Annotated in this window: 23 protein-coding genes; 3 read left to right on the forward strand and 20 right to left on the reverse strand. The window is 42.4% G+C overall.

What is annotated here, in order from left to right:
• Positions 1-82: 82 nt before the first annotated feature.
• Positions 83-1567 (forward strand): M protein trans-acting positive regulator PRD domain-containing protein, encoded by a 1485-nt coding sequence (locus ADJ60_RS06970; RefSeq protein WP_049544302.1) that lies wholly within the window; start codon positions 83-85, stop codon positions 1565-1567.
• Positions 1568-1620: 53 nt separating this feature from the next.
• Here the strand turns inward: ADJ60_RS06970 and yaaA are convergent, their stop codons facing one another.
• The 4 genes from yaaA to ADJ60_RS06990 all read right to left on the reverse strand — a co-directional run bounded on the left by yaaA (position 1621) and on the right by ADJ60_RS06990 (position 7367).
• Positions 1621-2349 carry a peroxide stress protein YaaA gene (yaaA, locus tag ADJ60_RS06975; protein ID WP_049544304.1) on the reverse strand — a complete coding sequence of 243 codons (729 nt, stop codon included), beginning with the start codon at positions 2347-2349 and terminating at the stop codon, positions 1621-1623.
• A 186-nt stretch (positions 2350-2535) separates the two neighbouring features.
• Positions 2536-4131 (reverse strand): hypothetical protein, encoded by a 1596-nt coding sequence (locus ADJ60_RS06980; protein WP_049544306.1) that lies wholly within the window; start codon positions 4129-4131, stop codon positions 2536-2538.
• A gap of 11 nt (positions 4132-4142) precedes the next feature.
• Positions 4143-4553, reverse strand: coding sequence for a peptide deformylase (locus ADJ60_RS06985; protein ID WP_049544308.1), 411 nt, complete (start codon positions 4551-4553; stop codon positions 4143-4145).
• Between the two features lie 117 nt (positions 4554-4670).
• Entirely contained in the window at positions 4671-7367 is a 2697-nt protein-coding gene (locus tag ADJ60_RS06990) for a cation-translocating P-type ATPase (protein ID WP_049544310.1), read from the reverse strand.
• Between the two features lie 307 nt (positions 7368-7674).
• Between ADJ60_RS06990 and mntE the strand changes: the two genes are divergently transcribed.
• Complete coding sequence (gene mntE / locus ADJ60_RS06995; protein WP_049544311.1) at positions 7675-8859, forward strand: CDF family manganese efflux transporter MntE; 1185 nt, start codon at positions 7675-7677, stop codon at positions 8857-8859.
• A gap of 36 nt (positions 8860-8895) precedes the next feature.
• On the opposite strand, the gene ADJ60_RS07000 is transcribed toward mntE, so the two are convergent.
• From ADJ60_RS07000 to cdaA, 8 genes are all read right to left on the reverse strand, one after another.
• Positions 8896-10767 (reverse strand): ABC-F family ATP-binding cassette domain-containing protein, encoded by a 1872-nt coding sequence (locus ADJ60_RS07000; protein WP_049544318.1) that lies wholly within the window; start codon positions 10765-10767, stop codon positions 8896-8898.
• Positions 10764-11963, reverse strand: a complete 1200-nt coding sequence (locus ADJ60_RS07005; protein WP_080983357.1) for a CCA tRNA nucleotidyltransferase — start codon at positions 11961-11963, stop codon at positions 10764-10766. Before ADJ60_RS07005 ends, ADJ60_RS07000 begins: the two co-directional genes overlap by 4 nt.
• Entirely contained in the window at positions 11960-12727 is a 768-nt protein-coding gene (dapB, locus tag ADJ60_RS07010) for a 4-hydroxy-tetrahydrodipicolinate reductase (RefSeq protein ID WP_000027873.1), read from the reverse strand. The genes ADJ60_RS07005 and dapB overlap by 4 nt, the downstream gene beginning before the upstream one ends.
• 377 nt (positions 12728-13104) lie before the next feature.
• Positions 13105-13953: a DegV family protein gene (locus tag ADJ60_RS07015; RefSeq protein WP_049544326.1), complete on the reverse strand. Its 849-nt coding sequence runs from the start codon at positions 13951-13953 to the stop codon at positions 13105-13107.
• A 1-nt stretch (position 13954) separates the two neighbouring features.
• A complete protein-coding gene (locus ADJ60_RS07020) occupies positions 13955-14329 on the reverse strand; it encodes a DUF1149 family protein (RefSeq protein ID WP_049487011.1) in 375 nt (124 codons plus the stop codon).
• A 73-nt stretch (positions 14330-14402) separates the two neighbouring features.
• Complete coding sequence (gene glmM, locus ADJ60_RS07025) at positions 14403-15755, reverse strand: phosphoglucosamine mutase (RefSeq protein WP_049544327.1); 1353 nt, start codon at positions 15753-15755, stop codon at positions 14403-14405.
• Between the two features lie 25 nt (positions 15756-15780).
• Positions 15781-16560: a CdaR family protein gene (locus ADJ60_RS07030; RefSeq protein ID WP_020901715.1), complete on the reverse strand. Its 780-nt coding sequence runs from the start codon at positions 16558-16560 to the stop codon at positions 15781-15783.
• Positions 16547-17404, reverse strand: coding sequence for a diadenylate cyclase CdaA (cdaA, locus tag ADJ60_RS07035; RefSeq protein ID WP_001011069.1), 858 nt, complete (start codon positions 17402-17404; stop codon positions 16547-16549). Before cdaA ends, ADJ60_RS07030 begins: the two co-directional genes overlap by 14 nt.
• A gap of 244 nt (positions 17405-17648) precedes the next feature.
• Between cdaA and ADJ60_RS07040 the strand changes: the two genes are divergently transcribed.
• Complete coding sequence (locus tag ADJ60_RS07040; RefSeq protein WP_004262312.1) at positions 17649-18617, forward strand: NAD(P)/FAD-dependent oxidoreductase; 969 nt, start codon at positions 17649-17651, stop codon at positions 18615-18617.
• 423 nt (positions 18618-19040) lie between these two features.
• Here ADJ60_RS07040 and whiA read toward each other — a convergent pair whose 3' ends face one another.
• From whiA to ADJ60_RS07080, 8 genes are read right to left on the reverse strand one after another with little or no spacing between them, the layout of a single operon-like run.
• Positions 19041-19952, reverse strand: a complete 912-nt coding sequence (gene whiA, locus ADJ60_RS07045; protein ID WP_049544329.1) for a DNA-binding protein WhiA — start codon at positions 19950-19952, stop codon at positions 19041-19043.
• Positions 19949-20926, reverse strand: coding sequence for a YvcK family protein (locus ADJ60_RS07050; protein WP_049544333.1), 978 nt, complete (start codon positions 20924-20926; stop codon positions 19949-19951). The genes whiA and ADJ60_RS07050 overlap by 4 nt, the downstream gene beginning before the upstream one ends.
• Positions 20923-21813 carry an RNase adapter RapZ gene (rapZ, locus tag ADJ60_RS07055; protein WP_004257841.1) on the reverse strand — a complete coding sequence of 297 codons (891 nt, stop codon included), beginning with the start codon at positions 21811-21813 and terminating at the stop codon, positions 20923-20925. The genes ADJ60_RS07050 and rapZ overlap by 4 nt, the downstream gene beginning before the upstream one ends.
• Before the next feature lie 51 nt (positions 21814-21864).
• The gene (locus ADJ60_RS07060) at positions 21865-22245 is read right to left on the reverse strand and encodes a RidA family protein (protein ID WP_001140420.1); all 381 of its coding nucleotides are present in this window, start codon (positions 22243-22245) and stop codon (positions 21865-21867) included.
• A gap of 10 nt (positions 22246-22255) precedes the next feature.
• Positions 22256-22843, reverse strand: a complete 588-nt coding sequence (gene yihA, locus ADJ60_RS07065) for a ribosome biogenesis GTP-binding protein YihA/YsxC (RefSeq protein ID WP_020903048.1) — start codon at positions 22841-22843, stop codon at positions 22256-22258.
• Positions 22844-22851: 8 nt separating this feature from the next.
• The gene (clpX, locus tag ADJ60_RS07070; protein ID WP_012972566.1) at positions 22852-24084 is read right to left on the reverse strand and encodes an ATP-dependent Clp protease ATP-binding subunit ClpX; all 1233 of its coding nucleotides are present in this window, start codon (positions 24082-24084) and stop codon (positions 22852-22854) included.
• Positions 24085-24120: 36 nt separating this feature from the next.
• Positions 24121-24291: a hypothetical protein gene (locus tag ADJ60_RS11640; protein WP_000442260.1), complete on the reverse strand. Its 171-nt coding sequence runs from the start codon at positions 24289-24291 to the stop codon at positions 24121-24123.
• On the reverse strand, positions 24291-24797 hold the full coding sequence (locus ADJ60_RS07080; protein WP_049544335.1) for a dihydrofolate reductase: 507 nt from the start codon (positions 24795-24797) through the stop codon (positions 24291-24293). Before ADJ60_RS07080 ends, ADJ60_RS11640 begins: the two co-directional genes overlap by 1 nt.
• Between the last annotated feature and the right edge of the window lie 109 nt (positions 24798-24906).

A 24906-nucleotide genomic window follows, 5' to 3' on the forward strand; every position in this document is an offset into this window, starting at 1 on the left:
AATGTACATATTTTTAATTCTTGTTTTTTTGTACAAAAGAATCATAATTATGATACAATATAATTTAGGAGGAAATACCTAAATGCGCAACCTTTTATCCACAAAAGACCAAAGACAATTACGTTTAATGGAAACCTTAATTCAGAATCGTAATTGGATAAGGTTACATGCACTTGCCGAAAAATTAGGATGTACAGAACGAATCCTAAAAAATGATTTAAATGAATTACGAACAGCTTTCCCAAATATTGACATCCAATCTTCCGTTAACGGAATTATGATAGATTTAGAAATTAACACTAGCGTAGAAGATATTTATCAGTATTTTCTAGCTAATTCTCAATCTTTTCAATTACTAGAGTATATGTTCTTCAATGAGGGGCTACCTATTTATCGAACAATAGAAAATCTTCACTCTAGTAATGCCAACCTCTATCGATTGGGCAGAAATATTACAAAAACTCTGTCAACTCAATTCCAAATTGAACTATCATTTACTCCATCCGAAATACGTGGCAATGAAATCGATATTCGCTATTTTTTTGCCCAATATTTTTCTGAGCGCTATTATTTCCTAGACTGGCCTTTTCCTGACCTTCCTGAAGAGGATTTAACAGAGTTCACTGACTTCTTCTATAAGATCACGAATTATCCAATGCGATTTTCAATCTATAGAATGTACAAATTGATGATAGCCATCAGTATTTACCGCATTAAAAACGGTCATTTCATCGACTTACCAAATCATTTCTACGATGAATACTACCCTCTTTTGATGAGTATTCCAAACTTTGAGGAGATACTTGTCCATTTTTCTGAAAAACTGGGACTGGAAATCACCCCAGATATCATTGCCCAAATTTTTATATCCTTTATTCAAAACAATCTTTTCTTAGATCCTCAAGAATTCTTCAACTCTTTAGAAGATAACAGTGAAGCAAGATACTCTTACCAATTACTTAGTCAAATATTAGAACGCCTAGCAAAACAATATAAGATTACTTTTACTAACCACGATGAGCTTATTTGGCATTTACACAACACTGCTTTCTTTGAAAGACAGGAAATCTTTTCTACCCCAATCTTATTTGAACAAAAAGCATTGACGATTAAAAAATTTGAAGTTTACTTCCCAGACTTTATGGGAAGTGCACGTCAAGAACTGGCCCAATATCGTCAGGCAATTGGACAGCATGACCATCCTGAACAGTTGGAACACTTGATGTACACCATCTTAACCCATGCTGAAAACCTCTCTACTCAGTTGTTAGAAAATCGACCACCTATCAAGGTTTTGATTATCAGTAATTTTGACCATGCTATATCCCTTACCTTTGTTGATATGCTTTCCTACTACTGTAATAACCGCTTTACCTTCGATACTTGGGATGAATTGGAAACGAGTCCTGAGATTTTAAATCAGACAGATTACGATATCATCGTGTCTAATTTCTATATTCCAGGAATTACCAAGAAGTTTATTTGTCGAAATCATCTGTCAATCATGGATTTGGTTAATCATCTTAACACCTTATCAAATGAGATTCATATATCCAATACTTTATAAACTAAAAAACTCAGCACGACTTTCCATGCTGGGTTTTCTTCTTTTATCCTTATTTATACTTCCTTAACAAAAACCAATTCCTGTTGATGGGACAGGTCTTCTCGGTAGGCAAATCCTGCAAAGATTAAGCGACGAGCTTCCTCCACCGTTTGTACTTGATTTTCTATCAGGGCTGTCAGGAAGTCACCACGCGCTTTCTTAGAAATGGTTGAGTGAATCTTCAGCTGACCACCTCTATCCTCCATGAATTTGAAGGTCACCATTTTTTCTCTGATTTCCTTAGAAAATACAGTCTCAAACTCCGACGACAAGAGAGAGAAAATCACTTCTTCCTTCTTCAGAACTTCATCATAGGCTGTCTTCCAATGGCTCTTCAAAGTCTTACCAGCGACTTTTAATTTCATCAAAAAGTCCAAACGGTGAGGGGCTATGGGTGACAAGGCTGGTACGACTCCGTACAAAGCCGAAGTAATAAAGACATGATTTTCAAGATAGGCCTGTTCTGCATCGTTCAGTTTGTCTCGCTTGATGTGGCGGTACATCAGCCCATCAAAAAGTTTCAAGGCTGGGTAGTGTTGAGCAGTCTGCCTTTTCAAAGCTTGGATATTTTGAAATTCTTCCGCCGCCTTTTCAGCTGATACCTTGTAAAAACTCTCCAATTGACTAGCAGAATAGAGGGCCAAGACATCAAGCACGGCCTGACTTTCTGATCTTAAAGGAGCGGCTTCAATACTCGGCAAGTCTGTGTTCATTTCTTTTGCTGTTGGGATTAAAATTTTCATATTGATAGTGTAGCATATTTTTTTGCCACTACCAAGAAATTCATCTGAAAAGAGATTTGGGAAAAAAGGCATTAAAATTAAAAAATGCATAGTATCAGGAATTGAGAAATCTTGATACTATGCATTTTATGATGGAAAGATTTACTTTATTTTTCCTGAAATTGAGGTTTTGCCCAGCCTCTCCTCTTACTGTACTTTAAAGGTCTTGAGATAGTTGTCTTTTCCTACTTGACCTTCGAAGGTTTTACCATTTTCGAGGTAAGGCAGATCATCTGATACAGAAGCCTTGACCTTGTATATCTTGCCATCAACTTTAAAGAAGTAGACGGTATCACCCTTGATAACAGCTGATTTGAGGTCTGCTACCACACCCTTGATATTTTCTGTGGTTTCATTATCAATTTCAAGGTCGTTTTTATTGGCATACTTGCTGAGCATCTCTTCCACTGTCGTAGCTACGATAACATTTTGGTACTCGACTGCGTCTACCAGAGCGTACTCTTTGACCAAGCCAGCATTGTCCTTCAAGCCCATGATGTAGAGAGGCTTGTCATTGAGGTTAATGAGGATTGGGAAGGTTGCCTTGTAGGATTTCTCCTGAACAGCACCTTCGGCTGATTCACGGGCTGATTCTTCGGTCGCAGAAGCCAAGCTATACTTAGTGATTTCTCCTGTCCGCATATTTTCAAGGATAAAACCAAGATTACTTTCATCTGCATTGGCCGACGTCACACCTGTGTAGAGGTAGATGTCATTACCGATAGACAAATAATTATAGCCCTTGGTAGTCTGGGTCACGTTTTTCTTGGAAATCATAGCATTCCAGAAACCGTCCTTGTACTTGCCGTTGTAGTTAATTTGCTCAATAGTTTCCTCAGCTGGATAGACCCTGTCCACCCATTCTGGAACATCCGACAAGTTGTATTCCTTGGTGTCTCCATTTGTGGCATCCAAGATAATGACTGAAACAGGACGGGGAACTGCAAGTCCAAATTGCTTTTGGTAAACTGTAGCCACATAGAAAGGATTGCCCTCATCGTCCACCTCAAAAGATGGAGACTTGAATATTTTAGTTGGGTACTTCAAGCGCAGGTGACGTTTGACATCACGGTTAAAATATTCCGAGTCTGAATATTTGATTGGTGTCTTCAAGTCCACCAAGTCCGCATTTCCAGTCACCATGTCTACCTTGATATACTCGCCGATTCCCTTGGCTTGATTATTAAACCACTTGATAGGATCTGCATATTCTAAGGGTGTAACCCGATAAGGCTTCCCATCAATCGTCAGTTGGGTATAGGTATCTGCCGCTACGTATTGCGACACCTTATCTGTTAGGGAACCCAAGTAGCGGTCACCAATTTTTTCAGCGGTACTTCTATCTAAGATAGGAACCTTACTGGTATCAGTCTTAGGAAATTCAGTAAAGTCTTTTTCAGTAACCGTGACTACATTGGCATAATTCTTAGCCTGAAAAATGCTAGAAGTCACCAAGGAAACCAAAGCTGCCAAGAGAAGAATTCCTCCAATAGAAGCTAAAAGGATTTTCCCTAACCGATTGATTTTGAAACCCTCAAGATTTAAGGCAGCTTCCGCCTTTCCGTGGCGCACATGAATCGTTTTGACCAGATTGATTCCCTTGCCAAAGCCAAATAAGACTGCCACAACTAACAAATGCCCACAGAGGAAGAAGAGAAATTCCCAGCTGGTCAGGTTAAGAGGCGGTAAAAAGATATACCAGGTCGTTGCGATAAAAATAAGTTCAAAGATTATCCGTTTCATTTGCTTTCCTCCTAAATGATTCGTCCTTCCAAGTGATCCAGTTCATGCTGGCAAATCTGAGCTGGGAAGCCTGTCAAGGTAATGGTCTGTTCCTGCCACTTGCTGTCACGATAGGCAACCCTTATGGTTTCATAACGCTTAGTAGGTCTCACACCTACCAAGGACAAACATCCTTCTTCTGTCTCATAAGATCCTTCAGAGGACAGGAGCACTGGATTAAACATGACCACAGGAACCAAGCCAAGATTAAAAATAATCACGCGCTTCTGCACCCCAATCATATTGGCAGCCAGACCAACACAGGTCTCACGATTTGCTAAAAGCGTATCCTGTAAATCTCTGGCAAGATAAAGGTCTTCCTGACTTGCTGGCTGAGACACCTGAGATAAAAACAAAATATCCTTCACAATTTTCTTTTCCACTTCCTCACACTCCTCTTGCTTTTTACTATATTATAGCAATTATAGCACAAAAGACGGCAACTGCAAGCCCTTTCCCTCAACTGTAGCAAAAAGCCATCCGAAGATGACTTTTTCTTTTTAAATCGCATTCTTGTCAAAGCCAAGTTTGCGTTGGATAAATTTAACGATTTCGACAATAATAATCATTGAGAAGCTTCCGCCTATAACGATTCCCCATTGTGACAAGTCTAGTTTGGTTACGTGGAAGATTCCTTCAAGCGGTTCTACGACGATTGTTGCCATGAGAAGGATGAAGGATACCAAGATGGACCAGTTGAAGGTCTTAGACTTGAATGGGCCAACTGTCAAGATGGATTGGTAAACAGACTTGACATTATAGGCATGGAAGAGCTGAATCAAACCAAGGGTTGCAAAGGCCATAGTAAGGGCATCCGCATGAATGGCATGATTGTCACCCACATGTACTGGATAAGCAATCGCAAGGCCATAAACACTCATAACAATAGCTGCTTGGAGTACACCTTGATAGATGATAGAACTCAAAACACCACCTGAGAAGAAGCTTGCCTTGCGTCCACGTGGTTTATGGTTCATGACACCAGGCTCAGCAGGTTCAACACCAAGAGCGATAGCTGGGAAGGTATCTGTTACCAAGTTAATCCACAAAAGATGAACTGGTTGCAAGACATCCCAACCAAACAAGGTTGATAGGAAGATGGTCAATACTTCAGCAGTGTTGGCAGAAAGTAGATACTGAATAGTCTTTTGAATGTTTGAGAAGACCTTACGTCCTTCTTCAACTGCAACGATAATAGTTGCAAAGTTATCATCTGCAAGGATCATGTCAGATGCACCCTTAGAAACCTCTGTACCAGTGATTCCCATACCGATACCGATATCGGCTGTTTTCAGAGCTGGCGCATCATTGACACCATCACCTGTCATGGCAACGACTTTACCTTGTTTTTGCCAAGCCTTGACGATACGAACCTTGTGTTCTGGAGACACACGGGCATAAACAGAATATTGACCAACTACTTTTTCAAAGTCTTCATCTGACAGTTCATTGAGTTCAGCACCAGTTAAAACGTGGCCTTCTGTATCGTTTGCGTCAATGATTCCCAAACGTTTAGCAATAGCTTCTGCAGTGTCTTGGTGGTCACCAGTGATCATGATTGGACGAATTCCAGCTTCCTTAGCCACACGAACAGCCTCGGCTGCCTCAGGACGTTCAGGGTCGATCATCCCAATCAAACCAGTAAAGATTAAATCATTTTCAAGCTCTTCAGAAGTCAGGTTTTCTGGAATGCTGTCAATAATCTTATAAGCACCTGCAAGGACACGCAAGGCTTGATGAGCCATTTCAGAGTTGTTTGTATGGATGAGGTTTGTAACCTTCTCGTCAATCGGAGCAATATCCCCAGCTTTGTCACGAAGAACACAACGTTTCAAAAGTTGGTCTGGCGCACCCTTGACTGCTACAAGGAAGCGTCCATCTGCAAGTGGATGAACTGTTGACATGAGCTTACGGTCAGAGTCAAACGGCAACTCAGCCACACGTGGATATTTCTCTAAGAAACCTTTGACATCGTAGCCCTTGTCCAAGGCATATTGAATGAAGGCTGTTTCGGTTGGGTCACCAATCAGGTTGCCTTCCACATCGATTTTCGTATCATTGGCCAAGATAACTGAACGAAGCAGGGGCATTTCAAGACCTAGTTCAATGTCATCAGCTGAGTCATGTAGGACTGCATCGTAGAAGACTTTTTCGACGGTCATCTTGTTCATAGTCAGCGTACCAGTCTTATCAGAAGCGATGATTTCAGTTGAACCAAGGGTTTCTACAGCTGGCAACTTACGAACAATAGAATTTCGTTTGGCCAAAACTTGAGTACCAAGGGCAAGAACGATAGTTACGATAGCTGGTAGCCCTTCTGGAATGGCTGCAACGGCAAGCGAAACAGAGGTCATCAACTCACCGAGTGGATTTTTACCTTGAATGAAAACACCAACTACAAAAGTAACAAGTGCAATAACCAAGATAGCATAGGTCAAGACCTTAGAAAGGTTATTCAAGTTTTGTTTGAGGGGTGTATCCGTCTCATCCGCATCTTGGAGCATGCCAGCGATATGACCGACTTCAGTATACATCCCTGTATTGACAACAACACCCATACCGCGACCATAGGTTACGTTAGAGTTTTGGAAGGCCATGTTGACACGGTCCCCAATACCAGCATCTGCAGCAAGTTCAACTGTCAAGTCTTTTTCGACTGGCACAGACTCACCTGTAAGAGCTGCTTCTTCGATTTTAAGAGAGTTGGCTTCAAGCAAACGTAGGTCTGCTGGTACTACATCACCTGCTTCGAGGGCAACGATATCACCTGGCACCAATTCTTTAGAGTCAATCTCAGCCATATGACCATCACGAAGAACGCGGGCAGCTGGACTAGACATAGATTTGAGGGCTTCGATAGCTTCTTCTGCTTTTCCTTCTTGGTAAACACCAAAGGCAGCGTTGATGATAACCACGGCTAGGATGATAATGGCATCTGCGATATCTTCCCCACCAGAAGTCACAACTGACAAGATTGCTGCCGCAACTAGGATAATAATCATCAAATCCTTAAATTGCTCGATGAATTTGACCAGGATTGATCGTTTCTCGCCTTCTTCGAGTTCATTGTGGCCAAATTCGGCAAGGCGCTTTTCCGCCTCACTTGATGACAAACCTTGCTCGGTCGCATCTACAGCATTCAAGACCTCTTCAGGACTCTGAGTGTAAAACGCTTGGCGTTTTTGTTCTTTTGACATGTGTCTCCTCCTTGACATTGTGTGCAAAACAGACTCTCTTTTCCCTCATCGCATCTTTTCACGACAAACAAAAAGAAACCTGTTAATCATAACAAGTCTCGCTGTTTAAGATAGTGCCGGAAAGCATACTTTTCAGTATAAAATTCGGAATGACGACACTATCACAGGTTTCTGCCAGCTACTCCCTTGAGTAGTACTATTATACCAAATTTTGAAAAGTTTTCAAAGAGTAAAAAATGACTTATTTGAATTTTCCCTTGAAAACCAGTATAATGGTAGAATGCTATGTGACTAGAAAGGAAGTTGAATGAAGCAATCTATCTCAAATCTCAAGTTAGCTGAGCGTGGGGCCATTATCAGCATTTCAACCTACCTGCTCTTATCAACAGCCAAATTAGCAACTGGTCACCTCCTTCATTCATCCAGTTTGGTGGCTGATGGTTTCAACAACGTGTCGGACATCATTGGAAATGTAGCCCTCTTGATTGGGATTCGAATGGCGCGCCAACCTGCTGACCGAGACCACCGTTTTGGCCACTGGAAGATTGAGGATTTGGCTAGCTTGGTCACTTCTATTATCATGTTCTATGTTGGCTTTGATGTTCTAAGGGATACCATTCAGAAGATTCTCAGTCGTGAAGAAACAGTCATTGATCCTCTTGGTGCCACTCTAGGAATCATTTCTGCAGCGATTATGTTTGTGGTTTATCTCTATAACACTCGCCTCAGTAAGAAATCCAAATCCAAGGCACTGAAGGCTGCCGCCCAGGACAATCTTTCTGATGCTGTCACCTCACTTGGTACTACCATTGCCATCCTGGCTAGCAGCTTTAATTATCCGATTGTGGATAAACTGGTTGCCATCGTCATCACTTTCTTTATCTTGAAAACTGCCTATGATATCTTTATCGAGTCTTCCTTTAGTCTTTCAGATGGTTTTGACGACCGTCTGCTTGAGGATTATCAAAAGGCCATCATGGAAATTCCCAAAATTAGCAAGGTTAAATCTCAAAGAGGTCGTACCTACGGTAGCAATATCTACCTGGATATCACGCTGGAGATGAATCCTGACCTGTCTGTTTTTGAAAGCCACGAGATTGCGGATCAAGTCGAGTCTATGCTGGAGGAACGTTTTGGGGTTTTTGATACCGATGTCCATATCGAGCCCGCACCTATCCCTGAGGATGAGATTTTAGACAATGTCTATAAAAAATTGCTTATGCGCGAACAATTGATTGACCAAGGAAATCAACTGGAAGAACTCTTGGCTGACGATTTTGTCTATATTCGTCAAGATGGAGAACAGATGGATAAAGAGGCTTATAAGGCCGAAAAAGAACTTAAAGCTGCGATTAAGGACATACAGATTACTTCCATCAGTCAGAAGACCAAACTCATCTGCTATGAGTTAGATGGTATCGTCCATACCAGTATCTGGCGTCGCCACGAAACTTGGCAAAATGTCTTTCATCAAGAAACTAAAAAAGAATAGAGAAATCCTGTCATGAGACGGGATTTTTCTATTCTTCTAGCTATCAAAGTCACTTAGATACTCATAGCGTTCGTATTTTTCAAGGAGTGCTTCGTTTTTCTCATCTAGCTCTTTCTGAAGAGTAGCCAGTTTGCCAAAGTCAGAGCCGTTGGCCTGCATTTCCTCTTCAATAGCAGCGATACGGTTTTCCAAGGCTTCAATATCACCTTCAATACTTGCCCACTCCTGCTTTTCTTGGTAGGTCATGCGTTTCTTGTCTTCTCGAACCTTGACTACTTTCTCCTTTTCGGCTTTTTGCACTTGATTGGCCATTTCTGTTTCAAAGGCTTTTTCATCAAGGTAATCGGTATAATGACCAAAGAAAGGACGAATCTTGCCATCCTCAAAAGCGAGAATCTTGGTCGCTACCTTATCCAAGAAATAGCGGTCGTGGCTAACTGTCAAAACTGGACCAGCAAAACCTTGCAAGAAATTCTCCAAAACTGTCAAGGTCGCAATATCTAGGTCATTTGTCGGTTCGTCCAAGAGAAGAACATTTGGTTTTTCCAAGAGCAGTTTGAGGAGATAAAGACGTTTTTTTTCTCCCCCTGACAATTTCTCAATCAAGGTTCCATGCGTCGAACGTGGGAAAAGGAACTGCTCCAACAACTCTGCAATGGAAGTTGTAGTACCACCGCTAGTCTTAACCTCTTCTGCCACTTCCTGCAGGTAATTGATCACTCTCTTGCTTTCATCCAAGCCCTCAATTTGCTGAGAGAAATAGGCGATGCGAACAGTTTCCCCAATCACAACTTGTCCTGCTGTCGGCTCAAGACTGCCTGCAATCAGGTTGAGTAGGGTTGATTTTCCCACACCGTTATCCCCAACGATTCCGATACGGTCTTTAGCCTGAACTAAGAGATTAAAATCTTGCAAAATGGGCTTATTTTCATAGGCAAAAGAAACATCCTGAAACTCGATGACCTTTTTCCCAATCCGACTAGTTTCAAAGTTCATGGTCAAGTCTGTCTCAGCAACGCCGCCTGAAACTTCCTTTTTCAGGTCGTGGAAACGATTGATACGAGCCTGCTGCTTGGTCGCACGCGCCTGCGGTTGTCTGCGCATCCAGGCCAATTCTTGCTTATAAAGTTGTTCCTTTTTATGAAGTAGAGCCGCGTCGCGCTCATCCTGTTCCGCCTTTAGGCGAACATAGTCCTGATAATTGCCCTGATATTCTGTTAAGCCTGCTCGGTCCAACTCGAAAATCCGTGTTGACAAAGCGTCTAAGAAATAACGATCGTGAGTGATAAAGAGAACTGTCTTCTTAGAATTTTTTAAAAAGAGGGTCAGCCACTCAATAGTCACAATGTCCAGATGGTTGGTCGGCTCATCCAAAAGCAAAAGGTTGTGGTTGCCAAGAAGAACTTGCGCCAACTGGACCCGTCTTCTTAGACCACCTGACAATTCCCCAACAGGAGTGGATAAGTCCTGAATCCCCAGCTTGCTGAGAACGGTCTTGACCTGACTCTCAATTTCCCAAGCTTGGAGAGAGTCCATTTCTGCCATGACTCGTTCCAAACGCGCCTGCTTGTCCTCACTATAGTTGAGCATAATCAACTCATATTCACGAATGAGCTGGATTTCCTTGAGATCGCTGGATAGGACTGTATCCAAGACCGTCTTGCTATCATCAAAATCAGGATCTTGAGTCAAGTAACCAATCTGGTAATCATTCTTAGCTGAAAAGGGACTCACATCCCCATCAAAGCCAGAAACACCAGAAAGAACATCTAAAAGGGTGGTCTTCCCTGTTCCATTGACACCAATCAGACCAATTCTGTCTAGGTCATGGATAATAAAGGAAATATCCTTAAAAACGGTCTTATCACCGACGGATTTACTTAGTTTTTCAACGATAAAATCACTCATTTTTTCTCCCTCAAGTAAGCATGGATGGCTTGTAGGTCATTTTCCAATGTTCCATCGACAATGGCATATTCAATCTCTGTTAAAATCTCTCCCAAGTCTGGGCCCGGCTGATAACCATATTCCTTGATCAAAATACCACCGTTGATTTGGATTTCTTTCTTATCATGAATGGTCAGACTCTGGTAGGTTTCTGTGATGACTTGTGGGTTGACTGGTTTTCCCTGAGCCTGACGAAGATTTTCAGCCTGTAAAAGCAAATCCAAGTCAAAGCGGTAACAATCGCGCTTGCTCAATTCTCCCTTTTCACGCAAGGCCAAAATAGTCAGTAAATCCTGAACTTGCTTAGCAAACTGGCGTGAGGTCTTCCAAGCCTTCAAAAAGGGCTGCGCATTTTCAATATCCAAAGCCCACAGTAGAGCCGCCCAGGCTTGTTCAGAGGATTCAAAAGTAAAATCGGTCTCTAACTCAAACAGTCTGTTAAGCTTGTCCTGGCTAGCTGCCATATCAGGGAGATAATCATAAGCTTGACTCTCAATCATGGAAGCCAAGCCCCTTCTCCAAAATGGAGCCAGCAAGAGTTTATCAAACTCAACGAAGGTACGCTCTACAGAAATTTTCTCCAAAAGTGGCGTCAAGGTCTTCATTGCTTTAAACGTTTCTGTCTCAAGTTCAAAACCAAGACTGGCTTGAAAACGGAAACCACGCATAATCCGCAAAGCATCTTCGTTGAAACGCTCACTTGCCACTCCAACTGCTCGTAAGACTTGCTTTTCCAAATCTTCTAAACCATGAAACAAGTCAATGATTTCTCCTGTATCGTCCAAGGCAAAGGCGTTGACTGTGAAATCACGGCGTTTGAGGTCTTCTTCTAGCGAGCGCACAAAAGAGACCGCACTGGGTCTGCGATAGTCCACATAGACATCCTCTGTCCGAAAAGTAGTCACCTCATACTCCTCGTCCCCATCTAAGACCAAGACAGTTCCATGCTCGATTCCGATATCGGCTGTTCGCGGAAAAATCTGCTTGGTTTCTTCTGGATAAGAAGACGTCGCAATATCCACATCATGGATAGGACGATTGAGGAGGGCATCTCGAACAGAACCTCCAACAAAATAGGCCTCAAAACCTGCTTCTTTAATTTTTTCTAATACTGGTAAAGCCTTCTGAAATTCAGAAGGCATTTGCGTTAATCTCATAATAAGTGTTCTAATCCATAGACAAGCTCATGACGCTTGACAACTTCTTTAATTCCCAAATTCACCCCTGTCATGAAGGAGCTGCGATCATAGGAGTCATGACGGAGTGTCAATCCTTCTCCCTGATTGCCAAAGATGACTTCCTGATGGGCTACCAAGCCTGGCAAACGAACTGAGTGGATGCGCATGCCATCAAAGTCAGCACCACGAGCACCTGCAATCAATTCTTCCTCATCTGCTGCACCCTGCTGGATAGACTCTCGAACTTCTGCCATTAACTCAGCTGTTTTAATAGCAGTTCCACTCGGAGCATCCTTTTTCTTGTCATGATGGAGCTCGATAATCTCCACATTTGGGAAATATTTAGCAGCCTGCCTTGCAAATTGCATGAGTAAAACAGCACCCAAGGCAAAGTTAGGAGCGATCAAGCCACCCAAATCTTGAGCACGAGAAAATGCTTTTAGCTCTGCAATCTCTTCACTCGTGAAACCTGTTGTCCCAACTACTGGAGCAAAGCCATTTTCAAGAGCAAAGCGTGTATTTTCATAGGCAACAGCTGGTGTAGTAAAGTCTACCCAGACATCTGCTTCAAAACCGACCAAATCAGCCTTATCCTTGAAAACAGGAATACCCTGCCATTCTGATTCAGACTCAAAGGGATCCAAAACTGCTACCAAGTCCAAGTCTGGATCAGCCAAGACCATCTGACAAGCAGCCTGGCCCATCTTTCCCTTAAAACCAGCAATAATTACTCGAATACTCATCTCTACTCCTGACTAAGATACAAAGGACGATAGCTGCCCTTGAAAAATAGGGAATGACGCTGACTTTCCATGAAAGGCAAGACAGGCATCTTTTTCAAGAGGCAGGTAGTCCGTGTTCAATTTCTAAGATACAAAGCCTGTAAGAACACAGAGTGAAAATAGGAGTTCTAATCAAGGAGTGTCTCCTCCTTGGAAGAACTATCTTTTTCACAGAGGGTTCCAGGCGTGTTCAATTATCAAGATACAAAGGGCCTTAGCTGCCCGTGAAAAATAGGGGATGGCGCTGACTTTCCATGAAAGGTAAGACAGGCATCTTTTTTCAAGAGGCAGGTAGTCCGTGTTCAATTGCTATTTCTTAACTAGCCTAGAAGCGCAAACTAAATTACTGGAATATAACCTAGAGCAATGCTTCCTGCTCCTAGGTGTGTTCCAATGACACTACCAAATGTAGCAAGTGAAATATCCGTACCCACTTCAGAATCTAGCAAGTGCTGACGCAATTCTTCAGCCTTTTCAGGAGCATTCCCGTGAATGACAATGATACGGTATTGGCCTGAAGCTGTTGCTTCCTTGATAATTTCAATTAAACGCTTGGTTGCTTTCTTCTCAGTACGAACTTTTTCGTAAACTTCAATCACACCTTGGTCATTGAAATAAAGGATTGGCTTAATACTGAGCAGATTTCCCAAAATAGCAGCCCCATTTGAAAGGCGTCCACCTTTGACCAAGTGGTCCAAATCATCCACCATGATAAAAGCAGATGTGTGACTGATTTGAATAGCTAGCTTATCCTGAATAATGGCAAAATCATCGCCCTGGTCGCGCCAGTTAAAGACACTTTCAACCATGATACCCAAAGGAGCACTTGTAATCAAAGTGTCCGGGAAAGCAATGGTCAAGCCTTCATAATCATCCACCATATACTGGATATTTTGGTAAAAGCCTGAAATTCCAGAAGACAGGAAAAGCCCCAAGACATGGGTATAGCCTTGTTCTTTAAGCGAAGTTAAGATTTCATCTAACTTGGCAATGCTTGGTTGACTGGTCTTAGGCAATTCAGAAGCCTGAGCCATTTTTTGGTAAAATTCCTCAGCAGTCAGATTGATGCCTTCGACATACTCCTCACCATCAATATTGACAGGAATATCCAAGACAAATAAATCTTCTCTTTGCAAGGTCTCTGCACTGAGATAGGCAGAAGAATCTGTGATAACAGCTAATTTCATATTAGAACTCCAAATTGATTCCTGGTAAGTCTAATGCAATTTCAGTTACTTCGTAAGTCAAACGGTTGAGCATGTTCAAACATGGACGAGCCAAAGTTTCAACTTCCTCTTGATTAAACTCACTTGGTTCATTTACAATACGACCTTCCACATGGTTAACTTGGGAAATCGTTCCACTGATAACAAATTTGTCAAAGACAATCATAAAACTTAAGACAACCACTAAAGATGTCACTTGATTTTCTTGGTCATGTTGGAGTAATTGGAAGTTCACATCCACCTTAGTTTCAGGAGCTCCATTTTCATTTTCCCATTCAAAATTACGCGCATCAAAATGATACTGACTAACAAATTCTTGTTCACGTTTAAGATTCATGTCTTTCTCCCTCGGCTACAATATTATAAGCTATTGTACCATAATTTTTTATTTTCATCTAGTTTTCTAGGATTTAGTCAATCCCGATTTCAGCTCGAACTACGTCTGCGATGGTATCAACATAGTAGTCCACTTCTTCTGTTGTAGGCGCTTCTGCCATAACACGCAAAAGAGGCTCTGTTCCACTTGGGCGAACAAGGATACGGCCATTCCCCGCCATTTCAGCTTCCATCTTCTCGATGATAACCTTGATAGCTGGCACTTCCATAGCCTTTTCCTTCATGGCATTTTCCACTCGGATATTGACTAATTTTTGTGGATAGATGGTTACTTCTGCTGCCAACTCTGACAAGCTCTTACCAGTTTCCTTCATGATTTTTGTCAATTGGACAGCTGATAATTGACCATCACCCGTTGTATTGTAGTCCATCAAGATGACGTGACCAGACTGTTCACCACCGAGGTTGTAGCCTGATTTTCTCATTTCTTCCACAACATAGCGGTCGCCAACTGCAGTGACTGCCTTGTTAATGCCTTCACGGTCCAAGGCCTTGTGGAAACCAAGGTTGGACATAACAGTTGTCACGATTGTATTTTGGGCCAATTGTCCTTTTTCAGAAAGGTATTTCCCGATGATGTACATGATCTTGTCACCATCAACAATGTCGCCATTTTCATCAACAGCAATCAAGCGGTCGCTGTCCCCATCAAAGGCCAAACCAATAGCTGACTCGCTTTCTTTGACCACTTCTTGAAGAGCTTCTGGGTGGGTTGAACCAACATTAAGGTTTATGTTAAGACCATCTGGTGTTTCCCCGATAACCGTCAATTGAGCGCCAAGATCTGCAAAGATTTGACGGGCACTTGTAGAAGCTGCACCATTGGCCGTATCCAAGACAACCTTCATTCCTTCAAGAGGAGTTCCAGTTGAAACAAGATATCCTTCATACTTACGCAAGCCTTCTGGATAATCTACCAAGGTTCCCAAGCCTTCTGCACTTGGACGAGGAAGAGTATCTTCCGCAGCGTCTAGCAAGGCTTCAATTTCTGCTTCTTTTTCATCATCTAGTTTGAAGCCATCACCGCCAAAGAACTTAATTCCATTATCAAGGGCTGGGTTGTGGCTGGCAGAAATCATGACACCTGCACTGGCTCCCTCAGTTTTTACCAAGTAAGCTACTGCTGGTGTTGCAAGGACACCAAGTTTGTAGACGTGAATCCCTACAGAGAGGAGACCTGCCACCAAAGCAGATTCTAGCATTTCCCCTGAAATACGTGTGTCACGTCCTACAAAGACTTTCGGTGCTTCCGTTTCATGTTGACTAAGAACATAGCCTCCAAAACGTCCTAGTTTGAAGGCCAATTCTGGTGTTAGTTCTACGTTAGCTTCTCCACGGACTCCATCAGTCCCAAAGTATTTACCCATTTTTATAAAATCCTTTTCCTATTTTTTAATTCGTTTTTGAACTATTTGCTTTCGTTGACGAAGATGTCTCCGACGAACTACTTGCACTTGAATTAGATGCACTTGAACTCGATACCACAGGTTTTGTAGTTACCTTCATTGTCGTATCAAACGGAGTAATAACTACCGGTAAGACAACACCATTACGGTCGATTGCCTGCAAAGGTACCGAACCACTGTAATTACCTGTTATGCGTTCGCTGGTTGGTAAAAGTGCAATAATTTTGTCAATCTTAGCTAATGTTTCTTGGTCAGTTGTGACCGAAACGCGTTCATTTGACACGGTTACACTATCAATTTGTAGCTTGGGATCAATCTGGCTTTGGTCAACTTGTGGCACAACAAGCATCCCATCTCGCTTAACCTTCTTCCCAACTTTCACTGTAATCTTTTGAGGCGTTGCCACAGCAGTCATTCCATTTGGAAGATTTTCAATATTCAAGGGAACTTCAATCGTTCCAACACTGACATCCGTCAAATCCGCTGTGACCTTAAACTTACGAGTGCTCTCCTGCATTTCGCTGGCCAAGGTCACACGATTGGCACCTGTCAGCACAACTGAAACTTCTGATGCAAATCCGCTAATGAAATACTGGTCATCATCATAGTGAATATCGATAGGAACGTTCGTTATCGTATTGGTGTAGGTTTCTGATTTGACCTGCCTTGCGGTATTGCTATTTTGAAAGTTGGTTGACGTTGCATAGATAAATAAGATACAAGCAAAAAAGAGAGATGAAATGATATATAGACTATTTTTTCTCATATTTCCAACCTCCTAGCAAACGGTCCTTGAAACTGACTTTTTCCTCAACAGCTGGCAAAAGAATTGCTCGTAGCTCTGCTTCAAATTCTTCAATCGTCAAGTCGTGCTTGAAAACACCGTTATAGGTAATAGAAATGCCTCCTGTTTCCTCTGAGACGATGAAGGTCAAGGCATCGGATACTTCTGACAAACCGATAGCCGCCCGGTGTCTGGTCCCAAATTCCTTGGAAATCCCTGTGCTTTCTGTCAAGGGAAGATAGGCAGAGGTTACTGCTATTCGATTTTCTCTGATAATCACAGCACCATCGTGTAGGGGAGTGTTGGGGATAAAGATATTAATAAGGAGTTCAGCTGAAATATTGGCATCCAAAGGAATCCCTGTCGCAATGTATTCTTGTAAGGTCCGAACTCGTTGGATGGCAACCAGAGCACCAATCTTACGAGGACTCATATATTCAACCGACTTGACAAAGGCACGAATCATTTGCTCCTCTGCACTAATTTGAGCAGTAGAAAAGAAATCTGTCGCCCTTCCCAAGCGTTCCAAACCAGTCCGAATCTCTGGAGAGAAGATAACAACCGCAGCAATAACCCCATAGGTGATAATCTGATTAATCAACCAAGAAATCGTTGTTAAATCAAGGATATTGGCCACAACCTGGGCTAATACAAAGATCACGACCCCACGCACCAAAATCATAATCTTGGTGCCAGCTATCGCTTTTGTAAAACGATATAAAATATAGGCCACAATCAAAATATCAAACAGATTGATGGCAATACTCCAAGGACTAGAAAACAAGCTAGTCCAATATTGCAGATTGGATAATTGTTGAAAGTTCATCTGCTGTCTCCTCTCTGTCCAAACACGTTCCTTTCTATTATACCATTTTTCTGGCATTTTTTTCCCTATCCTACTTCATTTTAAATTAAAGAAAAAATATGATAAAATAAACTGATACTCAATGAAAATCAAAGAGCAAACTAGGAAGTTAGCCGCAGGCTGTACTTGAGTACGGTAAGGCGACGCTGACGTGGTTTGAATTTGATTTTCGAAGAGTATGACTAGAAAAAACAAAGGAGAAACCATGTCTCAACTCTATGATATTACCATTGTAGGTGGTGGTCCTGTCGGGCTTTTTGCAGCCTTCTATGCCCACCTACGCCAAGCCAAGGTCCAAATCATCGACTCCCTTCCACAACTAGGTGGACAACCTGCTATTCTCTATCCTGAAAAGGAAATTTTAGACGTACCGGGATTCCCAAACCTGACTGGAGAAGAGTTGACTAACCGTCTAATCGAGCAATTAAATGGCTTTGATACCCCTATTCATCTCAACGAAACGGTTCTTGAGATTGAAAAACAAGAAGAAGGCTTTGTAATTACAACTTCTAAAGGAAGTCACCTGTCTAAAACAGTTATCATCGCTATGGGTGGCGGTGCCTTCAAACCACGTCCTCTAGAACTAGAAGGCGTTGAGGACTATGAAAATATCCACTACCACGTTTCCAACATCCAGCAATATGCTGGTAAGAAAGTGACGATTCTTGGTGGAGGAGACTCGGCTGTGGATTGGGCTTTGGCTTTTGAAAAAATTGCGCCAACTACCCTTGTCCACCGCAGAGATAATTTCCGCGCCTTGGAACACAGTGTCCAAGCCTTGCAAGAATCATCTGTGACCATCAAGACACCATTCGTCCCTAGCCAACTCCTTGGAGATGGAAAAACACTCGATAAACTTGAAATCACAAAAGTCAAATCTGATGAAACAGAAACTATTGACCTAGACCACCTCTTTGTCAACTATGGTTTCAAATCTTCTGTTGGTAACCTTAAAAACTGGGGTCTGGACCTCAACCGTCACAAGATTATCGTCAATAGCAAGCAAGAATCTAGCCAAGCAGGTATCTATGCTATCGGTGACTGTTGCTACTATGACGGAAAAATTGATCTGATTGCGACAGGGCTTGGAGAAGCACCAACCGCTGTTAACAATGCCATTAACTACATCGACCCAGAACAAAAAGTACAACCAAAACACTCTACTAGTTTATAGAAAAAGAACCACGAGTCACATAGGATTCGTGGTTTTATAGTTCATCGGCTAATTTGTTAGATCATATTTCCCCCTTCTTTAACAAAAATAAAAATGCCTATCAAACTGATAAAACATGTGATATAATAGGGACGGCACTAACAATACGCCTTGGAAAAGGAGGTATTACAGATGCTAGAACTTCTCAAAATAGTACTTATCGCAGTCATCGAGAGTATCATCTCATGGCTGGTGACTCGTTGGTTAGACGATCACTTCGACAAGTAACCTTCCTGGTTAGTGCTATCTAACCCAGAAAAAAATCCCCTCAGTATTGCAGTACCGAGGGGATTTCTGTTAGCACTAAAATGCTAGAACTTCTCAATTCCCCTTTATTATCTCACATACTCTATTTAATTGTCAAGAAAGAGGTGTTTTATATCTTTATAACTCATCGGCTATCTTATTGATTTTTCTGAGTCTGTGGTTGACACCACTTTTTGTAAGGGGAGTGCTGAGACTATCTGCTAACTGCTGGATAGAGTAGTCTGGGTGCTGAATCCGCAACTGTGCTACTTCCTGCAAATCCACTGGCAGATTTTCTAAGCCCATGATATCTTTGATTTTACTGATATTGTTGATAGTCTTCATGCTGGCAGAAACTGTCCGAGCTATATTAGCTGTCTCGGCATTATTGGCCCGATTGAGGTCGTTACGAGTTTCTCGCAAAATCTTAACCCGCTCAAAATCATCACGCGCCTGCATAGCTCCGATGACAATCAAGAAGTCCATAATATCTTCAGCTCGCTGGAGGTAGGTCACTGCCCCCTTCTTACGCTCAAGCACCTTGGCATCCAGTAAAAATTGCTGGAGAAGTGAGGCAATCCCTTGCGCGTGGTCCAGATAAACAGAACTGATTTCCAACTGGTACTTACCTGATTCAGGGTCACGAATGCTTCCATTTGCCAAGAAAGCGCCACAAAGATAAGCACGACCGGCTTCCTCGTCTGATAAAATCTCCTCATCAATACCTGTTTCCAGGCCAACGAAAGAGTCGGCCAAATGCAAATCGCTCAACAAATCCTGCACCTTTTCATCAGTAAAAACGGTATAGACGCGATTCTTGCGAAGATTACTCCGTTGGTGGTGACGAATTTCCGATTTGATTTCATAGAAATGGAGAAAGGACTCATAGAGGTGACGAGCCAGCTTGGCATTTTCTGTCACGACAGACAAGGTCAAGCCCGAAGTTGAGAGACCGATACTACCAGACATCTTTATAATGGCAGATAATTCATGCCGGCTTAGATGGTGCTGGCCCAGAATTTCTTCTTTTACTGCTACTGTGAAACTCATTTTCTCACCTGTATAATCCGCATCAACTCATCCACTATCAAATCCCCATCGTGGAAGGCACCCCCATTCTCCAGACGAAGGAAGTTGGATGAAATCACACGCGGAACTTGCTTACAAAGACCAGCAAAATCATGTTCCACCTGCACCAAATATTCATCAAAACGGTTGGAATTCATGTATTCCTGAGGCACTTTTTCGATATTCACCAAGACAGTATCGATAAAAGCTCGATCCAGATGACGATGCAAGACCTCCACATGGTCGCTATCTGTAAAGTGTTCCGTCTCCCCACGTTGGGTCATGATATTGCAGACATAGGCGATTTCTGCCTTGGTTTCCAAAAGCGCCTGCCCGATTTCCTTAATCACGATATTAGGTAAAATCGAGGTAAAGAGGGAACCAGGTCCGAGGACAATCATGTCACTTTCAAGAATGGTCTGCACTACTCGACGGCTAGCCAGAGGCGTATCCTCGTTGAGGGTATTGGTCACATAAACATGGTCAATCATGCCTTGATGGTCTGCAATATGGCTCTCTCCAGCCACTTCTGTCCCATCCTGAAAGACTGCATGCAAAGTCAAAGGATGGTCACTGGAAGGATAAATCTTTCCAGTTGTATGGAAAAATTTGCTCAGTAACTGCATGGCATTGTAGGTCGAACCCTGCATTTCTGACAGGCCAGCTATAATGAGATTGCCCAATGGATGGCCAGCAAAGGCTCCCGCATCTTCAGAAAAGCGGTACTGAAAGACCTTCTCATAAAACTTAGGCATATCCGACATGGCCACGAGAACATTACGGAGATCACCTGGCGGTGTCAATTGTTGCATATTTTTTCGGAGTTCACCTGATGAACCACCATCATCTGCCACCGTTACGATAGCAGCGATTTCCACATCTTTTTCACGCAGACTTTTAAGAATGACCGGGATCCCAGTCCCTCCACCAATCACCGTTATCTTTGGTTTTCTCATGAACGGTTTACCGTTTCCTTTCTTCGGTCTTTGTCGCGGTGCCCTTCATTAACAGGCCAATTCTTGGATAAGTCCTGCGCCAAGCGTTTAGCAAAGGCCACACTACGGTGTTGTCCTCCTGTACAGCCCATGGCAATGGTCAAAACGGACTTCCCTTCCTTTTGGTAACTTGGCAAAATTGGCTCAATCAAGGCCAACAAATGTTGATAAAAATCTTCTGACTCAGGATGGTTCATGACATAATCATAAACAGGTTCATCCACACCCGTTTGATTACGCAGTTCTGGTAGGTAGTAGGGATTTGGCAAAAAGCGGACGTCAAAGACCAAGTCTGCATCAATCGGAATTCCATATTTAAATCCAAAAGAGATGACTTCGATACGGAAAGACTGGGCTTGTTCCTGATCTGAAAACTGCTCTGCAAGGGTTTTGCGCAGCTCACGTGGAGTAAGTTCTGTCGTATCCACAACATTTTGACTCATATTTTTCAAAGGTGCCAAGAGTTCACGTTCCAACTTGATTCCGTCTAAAATCCGTCCATCTGCAGCTAATGGGTGACTCCGTCTAGTTTCCTTGTAGCGCGCGACCAATTCTTTATCAGCTGCATCCAAAAAGAGAATTTTAAAGTCCAGTTCTTCCTTGTTTTCCAACTCATCCAAAACATCTTGAATCTCTGAGAAGAAAGAACGGCTACGCATATCTACTACCAAGGCCAACTTATGGTCGTCTTCCTTTGTTTCCACCAACTGCAAAAACTTAGGCAAGAGAGCTGGAGGCATATTATCAATAGTAAAATAACCCAAATCTTCGAAGGACTGAATGGCAACTGTTTTCCCTGCACCACTCATTCCTGTCACAATCACCAAGTGAAGTTGTTTCTTTGTCATCTTTTTCTCCTTATATCAAAAGAAGTTTGGCAGAACCAAACTTCAACTAGCTTATCCAATCTCTGCGATGACTTCGATTTCGACTTTTACATCACGAGGAAGACGAGCTACCTCCACAGCTGAACGAGCTGGAAATTCCTCTTTAAAGGCCGTTTGGTAAACCTCGTTAAAAGGAACAAAGTCGTTCATATCACTCAAGAAACAAGTTGTTTTGACAACATGGTCAAAGTCAGTTCCTGCCTCTGCCAAAATAGCACCGATGTTTTTCAAGACTTGTTCTGTCTGTTCTTGGATCGTTTCTCCAACGATTTCCCCAGTTTCAGGAGATAGGGGAACTTGACCACTAGCAAACAAAAGGTTGCCAACGATTTTTCCTTGAACATATGGTCCAATAGCCTTTGGAGCTTTGTCTGTATGAATTGTTTTTGCCATTTTCTTTTCCTCACAATTTTTCTAAGATTGCATCCCAAGCTTCATCCATCCCTGCCTTGCTGACAGATGAAAAGAGGATAAAGTCGTCACTTGGGTCAAAGTTTAATTTCTTTTTGATTGCTGATTCGTGCTTGTTCCATTTACCACGTGGAATCTTGTCTGCCTTGGTCGCCACAATGATGACTGGAATCTCATAATACTTAAGAAATTCGTACATCTGCACATCATCTGCTGACGGGTCATGACGAAGGTCAACTAGACTGACCACTGCACGGAGATTTTCCCGAGTCGTTAGGTACTCCTCAATCATGCTCCCCCACTTTTCACGTTCCTTTTTAGAAACACGGGCATAGCCATAACCAGGCACATCCACAAAGCGCATCTTATCATCGATATTAAAGAAGTTGAGAAGCTGGGTTTTACCAGGTTTACCTGATGTTCGGGCTAGATTCTTGCGGTTCAGCATGGTGTTGATAAAGCTAGACTTGCCAACATTTGAACGCCCTGCTAGGGCAATCTCTGGCAGTTCATCCTGTGGGTAGTGGGATTTATTCGCCGCACTGAGCAAGATTTCAGCATTGTGTGTATTGATTTCCATAGTCACCTCTAGGCTGTTTCCAAGATTGGTTTATCCGTTCCATCGACAGCTTCTTTTGTGATGCGAACCAATTTCACATTTTCCTGACTCGGTACTTCAAACATGACGTCTAGCATGGTTTCTTCAATAATTGAGCGAAGACCACGCGCACCTGTCTTCCGTTCGATGGCCTTATTGGCGATTTCTTGAAGGGCTTCGTCGTCAAATTCCAACTCGACATCATCATAAGAAAGCAAGGTTTGATATTGTTTAACCAAGGCATTTCTTGGCTCTTTCAAGATACGAACCAAGTCATCAACCGTCAATTGCTCAAGAGCAGCAAAGACAGGCAAACGTCCAATCAACTCAGGGATAATACCAAATTTTTGAATATCTTCTGCGATGATTTCTTGCATGTAAGAGCTGTTTTCATCAATCGCCTTGTTATTTTGACCAAATCCGATGACTTTTTCGCCCAGACGTTGTTTGACAATTTCTTCAATGCCATCAAAGGCACCACCCACGATGAAGAGGATATTTTTAGTATCCACTTGAATCATCTCTTGTTGCGGATGTTTGCGTCCACCTTGAGGCGGCACGCTAGCAACAGTTCCTTCGATAATCTTTAGAAGGGCTTGTTGCACCCCTTCACCAGAAACATCACGTGTGATAGACACGTTCTCACTCTTCTTGGCAATCTTGTCAATTTCATCCACGTAGATAATCCCACGCTCTGCACGTTCAATATTAAAGTCAGCAGCCTGCAAGAGTTTGAGGAGGATATTTTCCACATCCTCACCTACATAACCAGCTTCAGTAAGAGCTGTTGCATCCGCAATGGCAAAAGGTACATTTAAACTCTTAGCCAAGGTCTGGGCAAGAAATGTTTTCCCTGAACCAGTTGGGCCAATCATCAAGATGTTTGACTTCTGCAAATCCACATCTTCTGACTCTTCACGCGTATCGTGGAAATTGATGCGTTTGTAGTGGTTGTATACAGCTACTGCCAAGGCACGTTTGGCACGATCTTGACCGATTACGTAGTGATTCAAGATGTGGAGGAGTTCGATTGGTTTTGGTACCTCAGACAAGTCTGCCAAGACTTCCTCAGCCAACTCCTCACGAATAATCTCCTGGGCTAACTCCACACATTCATTACAGATAAAGGCATTGTTCCCAGCGATTATTTTTTGTACTTCTTCTTGGCTTTTGCCACAAAATGAGCAATAAACCATCATATCATTATTCCTATTTGTAGGCATGATTTCCTTCCGTTCTATTCTATACTGTCATTCTATCTAAAATAAGGTCATGTAAAAAGCATGGATACTATTGACCAAATTGGTAAAGGCATTTAACCAGAGCAGGACAGAAAGTCCATAGCGCTTTTTACGAAAAGCCTGTGCTCCTGCAAGCAAGCAGACCAAACACAGCATGGCTGTGAAAAAACCAAATATACTACGTTCCATTAGACTTCCTTTCTCTTGCGGTATTGGATGGTAAAATCATAAGGATTTTTCTCATCTTTGGCGTAGGATTTGCTTGAAACCGTCTCAAAAAGAGACAAATCAAACTCCTCAGGGAAATAGGTATCTCCCTCCACCCGAGCATGAATTTGAGTGACAATCACTTCGTCAAGGTAGGGTTCAAAAGCCTGAAAAATTTGCTTGCCACCGATAATATAGAGATTCTTGTCTTGACCCTGATACCAGTCCAAGACAGACTGGACATCATGAAAAGTAGCAACTCCGTCTATCTTTTCTTCCGAATTACGTGTCAAAATCAAGGTTTCTCGTTTTGGAAGCAGACGACGTCCCATTCCATCAAAGGTCACACGCCCCATCAAGATAGCATGATTAAGAGTTGTTTCTTTAAAGTGTTGCAATTCTGCTGGCAAATACCAAGGCAAACGATTGTCCTTCCCAATCACACCCTCTTCATCCTGGGCCCAAATAGCTACGATTTTCTTAGTCATGCTTCCATCCTTTTTACTGATAGTACTATTTTATCAAAAAACTCAAAAAAAGACTGGTTTGGAATAGCTTACAGAATAGAAAAAAATCCGTAAGAGGCATCCTACAGAT

The organism is Streptococcus pseudopneumoniae, from assembly GCF_001076775.1.
Lineage (GTDB): Bacteria > Bacillota > Bacilli > Lactobacillales > Streptococcaceae > Streptococcus > Streptococcus pseudopneumoniae_G.

Excerpts from the sequence above, each read along its gene's own strand:
- ADJ60_RS06970 (WP_049544302.1), top strand. The coding sequence starts at position 83 with ATGCGCAACCTTTTATCCACAAAAGACCAAAGACAATTACGTTTAATG.
- yaaA (WP_049544304.1), bottom strand. The coding sequence starts at position 2,349 with ATGAAAATTTTAATCCCAACAGCAAAAGAAATGAACACAGACTTGCCG.
- ADJ60_RS06980 (WP_049544306.1), bottom strand. The coding sequence starts at position 4,131 with ATGAAACGGATAATCTTTGAACTTATTTTTATCGCAACGACCTGGTAT.
- ADJ60_RS06990 (WP_049544310.1), bottom strand. The coding sequence starts at position 7,367 with ATGTCAAAAGAACAAAAACGCCAAGCGTTTTACACTCAGAGTCCTGAA.
- mntE (WP_049544311.1), top strand. The coding sequence starts at position 7,675 with ATGAAGCAATCTATCTCAAATCTCAAGTTAGCTGAGCGTGGGGCCATT.
- ADJ60_RS07000 (WP_049544318.1), bottom strand. The coding sequence starts at position 10,767 with ATGAGTGATTTTATCGTTGAAAAACTAAGTAAATCCGTCGGTGATAAG.
- ADJ60_RS07005 (WP_080983357.1), bottom strand. The coding sequence starts at position 11,963 with ATGAGATTAACGCAAATGCCTTCTGAATTTCAGAAGGCTTTACCAGTA.
- dapB (WP_000027873.1), bottom strand. The coding sequence starts at position 12,727 with ATGAGTATTCGAGTAATTATTGCTGGTTTTAAGGGAAAGATGGGCCAG.
- ADJ60_RS07015 (WP_049544326.1), bottom strand. The coding sequence starts at position 13,953 with ATGAAATTAGCTGTTATCACAGATTCTTCTGCCTATCTCAGTGCAGAG.
- ADJ60_RS07020 (WP_049487011.1), bottom strand. The coding sequence starts at position 14,329 with ATGAATCTTAAACGTGAACAAGAATTTGTTAGTCAGTATCATTTTGAT.
- glmM (WP_049544327.1), bottom strand. The coding sequence starts at position 15,755 with ATGGGTAAATACTTTGGGACTGATGGAGTCCGTGGAGAAGCTAACGTA.
- ADJ60_RS07030 (WP_020901715.1), bottom strand. The coding sequence starts at position 16,560 with ATGAGAAAAAATAGTCTATATATCATTTCATCTCTCTTTTTTGCTTGT.
- cdaA (WP_001011069.1), bottom strand. The coding sequence starts at position 17,404 with ATGAACTTTCAACAATTATCCAATCTGCAATATTGGACTAGCTTGTTT.
- ADJ60_RS07040 (WP_004262312.1), top strand. The coding sequence starts at position 17,649 with ATGTCTCAACTCTATGATATTACCATTGTAGGTGGTGGTCCTGTCGGG.
- whiA (WP_049544329.1), bottom strand. The coding sequence starts at position 19,952 with ATGAGTTTCACAGTAGCAGTAAAAGAAGAAATTCTGGGCCAGCACCAT.
- ADJ60_RS07050 (WP_049544333.1), bottom strand. The coding sequence starts at position 20,926 with ATGAGAAAACCAAAGATAACGGTGATTGGTGGAGGGACTGGGATCCCG.
- rapZ (WP_004257841.1), bottom strand. The coding sequence starts at position 21,813 with ATGACAAAGAAACAACTTCACTTGGTGATTGTGACAGGAATGAGTGGT.
- ADJ60_RS07060 (WP_001140420.1), bottom strand. The coding sequence starts at position 22,245 with ATGGCAAAAACAATTCATACAGACAAAGCTCCAAAGGCTATTGGACCA.
- yihA (WP_020903048.1), bottom strand. The coding sequence starts at position 22,843 with ATGGAAATCAATACACACAATGCTGAAATCTTGCTCAGTGCGGCGAAT.
- clpX (WP_012972566.1), bottom strand. The coding sequence starts at position 24,084 with ATGCCTACAAATAGGAATAATGATATGATGGTTTATTGCTCATTTTGT.
- ADJ60_RS11640 (WP_000442260.1), bottom strand. The coding sequence starts at position 24,291 with ATGGAACGTAGTATATTTGGTTTTTTCACAGCCATGCTGTGTTTGGTC.
- ADJ60_RS07080 (WP_049544335.1), bottom strand. The coding sequence starts at position 24,797 with ATGACTAAGAAAATCGTAGCTATTTGGGCCCAGGATGAAGAGGGTGTG.